The organism is Bacteroidota bacterium, from assembly GCA_034723125.1.
In the GTDB taxonomy this organism is placed as follows: domain Bacteria; phylum Bacteroidota; class Bacteroidia; order CAILMK01; family JAAYUY01; genus JAYEOP01.
Genome location: JAYEOP010000045.1, coordinates 1 through 5,531, shown reverse-complemented (window position 1 = coordinate 5,531; position 5,531 = coordinate 1). Strand labels below are relative to the sequence as shown.

Below are 5,531 nucleotides of genomic sequence, written 5' to 3'. Positions count from 1 at the left end.
ACTCTCACCCTCTGGAATAAATTTACTCACTAACCATGTACTTTTATAAAATAAATTTGTACCTTTGGCATTTTTTACAATGCTTATGGTTAGTGTGTAGCTACTGCTTATGCAGGGCACACACAAAACCTATACCCAATAAGGGTTTTAGTGATAAATTGAAAGTAAATGCAAGTAATGAAAATTAAATATAAACTGAAACGGCAGAGCTTCGCAACCCCTTACTGGGCATAGCTTAAACGTTACCATTTATTAATAAAAAAGATTGTGCGAATTGAAAAATAATTGTATTTTTGCATTTGATTGAAATTTTTAGTATATTTGATTGAAATTTTTAGTATGACAGAATTTAAAGAGAGATATATTAATCCATTTACCGACTACGGCTTTAAGAGACTTTTTGGTGAAGAACCCAATAAGGATTTATTATTGGATTTTTTGAATGAACTGCTAAAAGACCAAGAAGGAAAAATTACCGAATTATCATATTTGCCAAATGAAAAATTACCAATATCAGTAGGCGACAGAAGAGCAATATTTGATATTTATTGCACGAATGAAAAAGGTGAACAATTTATTGTGGAAATACAAAAGGCAGAGCAAAAATTTTTCAAAGACCGAACAATTTATTATTCCACCTTTCCAATTCAAGAGCAAGCAAGAAACAAAGACAGATTTTGGAATTTTGAACTAAAAGCAGTTTATACAATAGGTATTCTAGACTTTGTGTTTGAAGAAAGCGACCCAAATAAATATCGCCACGATGTAAAACTTACAGAACAAGAAACAAAAACAGTATTTTACGAGAAGTTAAACTACATTTATCTCGAAATGCCTAAGTTTGAAAAGTCTGAAAAAGAATTAGAAACAGGCTTTGACAAATGGATGTTTGTTTTAAAGAATTTGCCAAAACTTGACAGAATACCTGTTGAATTGAAAGAAAAAATATTTTTAAGACTTTTTGAGACAGCAGAAATTGCGAAACTTAAACCTGACGAATACAAACAATACGAAGCAAGTGTAAATGCTTACCGAGATATATTTAACATAAAAAATACATATTTCGAAAAAGGAGAAATAAAAGGGCTTAAAAAAGGAAAGATTGAAATTGCAAAAGAAATGATAAAAGACAAAGAACCTATTGAGAAAATTATGAAATACACTGGATTAACAGAAAAAGAAATTAACGAATTGAAATAATAACAAATGCTAACAGTATGTATAAATAATTGCCGTGAATTTGCTGAAATTAAACATTTTAGCTCGTAGCAAAGATTTTCTGGAACTGAAAATTTGATTTCTGTAATCGGTAACTATTCATACAATTTACCGTTGGCGTTCATTCCCCACATCAGAGGAGCCGATTAATTCCTATTGCTAACGTAAAATGTGGGTAAAAAAAATGAAAAGAAGTGAGAAAAAATGAAATTTTAGAAACAATTGAAAATCAGCGACTGATTTTAACGTTAGTCAGAATTGGTACAAGACCCTACAAGTTTGAAACATTGAACAAAAACAGTTAAATAAAATGAATATTAACAATTAAAAAAGGAGGACAAAAATGCGACACAAAAAGTTTAAATTAATTGTCCTACTCTTGTTGGGGTTTGGTTTGATGGGATGTCAAACAACCAGAACCTTTACCGATTCCCGTGATAGCAAGGTATATAAAACCATAAAAATTGGAGAACAATGGTGGATGTCAGAGAACCTCGCTTATGCACCATCAAACGGAAACTATTGGGCTTACGATAATAATGATGCAAATGTAGAAACTTACGGTTATCTATACGACTGGGAAACGGCAAAGAAAGTTTGCCCCACTGGCTGGCATTTACCAACTGATGATGAGTGGAAGGAATTGGAAATGACACTCGGCATGTCACAGGCAGAGGCTGATGATACAGGTGGGCGGGGCACAGACGAAGGTAGCAAATTGGCAGGTAATGCAGGTTTATGGACTGGTGGAGGATTAGAAAACGATTCAGATTTTGGCACATCTGGTTTTACAGCCCTTCCGGGTGGCTGCCGTGACGAGGATGGAGTGTTCTACAGTATTGGAAACAGCGGTTACTGGTGGAGTGCGACTGAGGACGATGCCGATTATGCCTGGAACCGGCTACTGTATTACTATAACAGCTATGTAAGCAGAGACTACGACAGTGAGGAGTTGGGCATCTCTGTTCGTTGCTTGAGGGATTAATTTATTTGATTTATTTGTTTATTTCCGCGAAGTTTACCCTGTTCAATAAAGCGTAGCCTTCCAAAAAGTGGATTTAACAGGGTGAACAAAGGAGTTTAGCAAGGAGTATAAATATAGGGATGTTCTATAAATACATTTCTTATATTTGCTGTAATAAAAAAACAATGACAGAAGAAATTAAAATATTAAGTTTATCAGTAGCTTCTATTGCATTTTTACATACTTTAATGGGACCCGATCATTATTTGCCATTTATTGTTTTATCAAAAGCACGAAAATGGTCATGGATAAAAACCACATGGATAACAATTGTTTGTGGTATTGGGCATGTAGGAAGTTCTATTGCAATAGCATTAATTGGAGTTGCTCTTGGTTTTGGAATTTCAAAAATAAATGGAATTGAAGGATTAAGAGGTAATTTGGCGGCATGGGCATTTGTAATTTTTGGGCTTATTTATTTCTTATGGGGCTTATGGAGAGTTTATAATAAAAAAACTCACAAGCATATTCATTTACATAAAAAAGGACATATTCATGCCCATTCTCACACGCATGAAGACGAGCATAATCATACTCATAATAAAAATTTGACACCATGGATATTATTTACAATCTTTGTATTGGGACCTTGTGAACCTTTAATTGCAATTGTTGTGTATCCTGCTTCTGAGGGTAATACTTTAGGATTGATAACAGTTATTGCAGTATTCTCATTTGTAACAATACTTACAATGCTAAGCATTGTTTTACTTGCCTTTTTTGGAATCAATTTCCTTCCTTTAAAAAAGTTTGAAAAATATACTCATGCTATTGCCGGTGCAACAATTTTGTTGAGCGGTTTGGCTATTTTATTTCTTGGTTTGTAATGAAGAATTATTAGAACCCCCCTAAAGTATGTCTTTCTCTAACTGAACTATTGTTTTATTAATAACATCATTCAATTTTTCAATCAAATTTGGAATTTTATCAATATTTGTTTCTTCTTTTCCATTATTTTCGATTTCTCGAATATTATTTTTAAGTGAGCTTATACCGATTATGTCAATTGATGCTTTTAATTTATGTGCCAATTCTCCAACTTTAACATAGTTTTTTTTATCAAAATTTGAATTGATATCTTCTAAAGTTTCATTAGCAAGTTTTATAAATATTTTAACAAATTCTTGGATAGATTCTTTTTCTGTTCCAATCATGTTTGTTAAGTTTAGGAGATTATAAAGTTTTTCTTCTTGCATATTTTTATTTTTAGAAATTAAATAAAATTATTTGATTTCATTATTTTTTAGCATTCTGTAAATAGTTGATTTGCCAATATCTAATATTTCTGCAACTTTCAAAATGTTATTATCATATTTGTTTAAATAATGCTTGATTATTTTAATTGTATAGATTTTCAAAGTATTTTCTTCAAGCATAAAATTAGACATTGATCTTGTTGAATTAAAGGATATATCATCTTCCTCAATGCTCGTATTTGAGCTCATTACTGCTGAAAGTTCCATTATAGCTTTTAGTTCTCTAACGTTACCGGGGAAAGCATAACTCATAAGTTTTTCTTGAGCTTTTGGTAAAATAGATATTTTTTCCATTTCATTCTCTTTACAAAAATCATCAATAAAATGTTTCGCAAGAATTAAAATATCATTACCACGATCACGCAATGGAGGTATTTCAATAGGAAGTCCTAAAAGTCTAAAGAAAAGATCTTCTCTAAAATTCCCCTTTTTAACTTCATCAACAAGGTTTTTATGAGTTGCCACAATTATTCGTGCATCAATTTTTATTACAGAATTACTACCAACTCTAGTCAATTCTTTTTCTTGAATGACACGTAACAACTTTGTTTGCATATTAGTATTCATTTCTGCAATTTCATCAAGAAAAATAGTCCCTTTACTTGCTTCTTCAAACTTACCAATTCTTCTTGAATTTGCTCCTGTAAATGCTCCTTTTTCGTGTCCGAAAAGTTCACTCTCCATAAGGTCATTATGAACGGCAGAAACATTAAAAGCAATAAATGGCTTTTTACTTCTTTTGGAATTATAATGTATAGCTTTTGCAACAATTTCTTTTCCTGTACCTGTTTCGCCTGTAAGTGAAATAGTTATATTGGTTTTTATAGCCTTTTCCATTAATTTAAATACATTTTTAATTTGAGGGCTATTACCTTTTATAACTTTATTGAATTCATATTTTTTCCCTATCTCATCTTTTAGGTCTGATATTTCTTGTTTTAACTTAGTGTTTTCGCGAATTTTGTTTAATGTATTCCAAAGCCTATCTTTAGTATCTTCATCTTTTACTATATATTCATAAGCTCCTTTTTTTAACATATCAACTGCTGTGTTAACAGATTCTTGTCCTGACACAACAATCACAGGGATTTCAGGATTACTTTTTTGTATTTTTTCTAAAACTTCATGTCCTGTCATGTCAGGTAATGAATAATCAAGTGAAATTGCTGATGGATTTTTGTAAAGATTTTTAAGAACTTCTTTTCCTGTTGTAAATCTTTCTATTTCATAATCAGGATTGAGTTTCAGGTTAAATTCCAAAATTTCACCATACATAATATCATCTTCTACAATGAAAATTTTAAATGCTGACATAATAATTTCTTTTCTATTAAATGGAATAGTATTAAAAAAAAAACAAGATAAGGAATTACTCTAAAAATAGGAATATTTTTTTAGAAAAATAATAAAAATTCTAACAATGGGAAATTCCATCTCTATTTAAGAACGTATATATGTTTGCCATTTGCTTTAAAAGACTGATAATTAGTATATTTTATGATTAATGGCAAATGGTATAAAAATAGCTAAAAAGATACTTGTAAATTGATTTATTAAATTATGAAAAATCAAACTTTAAATAAAAACCCTTTAATATTTGTTGTAGATGATGATCCTATTTATCATAAATTATTAAAATATAATCTAAACATTGATAATTATAATAATATCAAATCTTTTAATTCAGGAGAGGATTGTATTCAAAATATAAAGTTGGCACCTGATGTTGTAATTTTAGATTATGAAATGGATGGAATGAACGGTATTCAAACATTACAAAAAATCAAAAAATTTAATAAAGATATTAAAGTTATACTTTTTTCTGCTCAAGAGAAAATGAACATTGTATCTAAGTCATTAAAATTTGGTGCTTCATATTATATTCAAAAAAATGAACATGCTTATAACAAAATCAAGTCATTTATGAATATATTATTTAATGATAATCAAATGTGATTAACAATATTACAAAACCCTCAAGTAATACCAATTAAATTTCAAATATGCCAATAAATTGAATTATATTTTAGGGG

6 protein-coding genes are annotated in these 5,531 nt (G+C 30.0%); 4 read left to right on the top strand and 2 right to left on the bottom strand.

Features of this window, described 5'->3' with window-relative positions; translation table 11 throughout:
- Nucleotides 1–339: 339 nt before the first annotated feature.
- The 3 genes from U9R42_01560 (at nt 340) to U9R42_01550 (ending at nt 3,069) form a co-directional block, all read left to right on the top strand.
- A complete protein-coding gene (locus U9R42_01560; protein MEA3494702.1) occupies nt 340–1,200 on the top strand; it encodes an Rpn family recombination-promoting nuclease/putative transposase in 861 nt (286 codons plus the stop codon).
- A 361-nt stretch (nt 1,201–1,561) separates the two neighbouring features.
- Nucleotides 1,562–2,203 (top strand): FISUMP domain-containing protein, encoded by a 642-nt coding sequence (locus U9R42_01555; GenBank protein MEA3494701.1) that lies wholly within the window; start codon nt 1,562–1,564, stop codon nt 2,201–2,203.
- A gap of 164 nt (nt 2,204–2,367) precedes the next feature.
- Nucleotides 2,368–3,069, top strand: coding sequence for a sulfite exporter TauE/SafE family protein (locus U9R42_01550; protein MEA3494700.1), 702 nt, complete (start codon nt 2,368–2,370; stop codon nt 3,067–3,069).
- Nucleotides 3,070–3,090: 21 nt separating this feature from the next.
- On the opposite strand, the gene U9R42_01545 is transcribed toward U9R42_01550, so the two are convergent.
- Nucleotides 3,091–3,438: an Hpt domain-containing protein gene (locus tag U9R42_01545; GenBank protein ID MEA3494699.1), complete on the bottom strand. Its 348-nt coding sequence runs from the start codon at nt 3,436–3,438 to the stop codon at nt 3,091–3,093.
- A gap of 27 nt (nt 3,439–3,465) precedes the next feature.
- Nucleotides 3,466–4,812: a sigma-54 dependent transcriptional regulator gene (locus U9R42_01540; protein ID MEA3494698.1), complete on the bottom strand. Its 1,347-nt coding sequence runs from the start codon at nt 4,810–4,812 to the stop codon at nt 3,466–3,468.
- 246 nt (nt 4,813–5,058) lie between these two features.
- Here U9R42_01540 and U9R42_01535 point away from each other — a divergent pair, with 246 nt between their 5' ends.
- Entirely contained in the window at nt 5,059–5,454 is a 396-nt protein-coding gene (locus U9R42_01535; GenBank protein ID MEA3494697.1) for a response regulator, read from the top strand.
- Nucleotides 5,455–5,531: the final 77 nt, after the last annotated feature.

Coding starts and splice junctions, on each gene's coding strand:
- U9R42_01540 (MEA3494698.1), bottom strand. CDS start 4,812: ATGTCAGCATTTAAAATTTTCATTGTAGAAGATGATATTATGTATGGT.
- U9R42_01535 (MEA3494697.1), top strand. CDS start 5,059: ATGAAAAATCAAACTTTAAATAAAAACCCTTTAATATTTGTTGTAGAT.
- U9R42_01545 (MEA3494699.1), bottom strand. CDS start 3,438: ATGCAAGAAGAAAAACTTTATAATCTCCTAAACTTAACAAACATGATT.
- U9R42_01550 (MEA3494700.1), top strand. CDS start 2,368: ATGACAGAAGAAATTAAAATATTAAGTTTATCAGTAGCTTCTATTGCA.
- U9R42_01560 (MEA3494702.1), top strand. CDS start 340: ATGACAGAATTTAAAGAGAGATATATTAATCCATTTACCGACTACGGC.
- U9R42_01555 (MEA3494701.1), top strand. CDS start 1,562: ATGCGACACAAAAAGTTTAAATTAATTGTCCTACTCTTGTTGGGGTTT.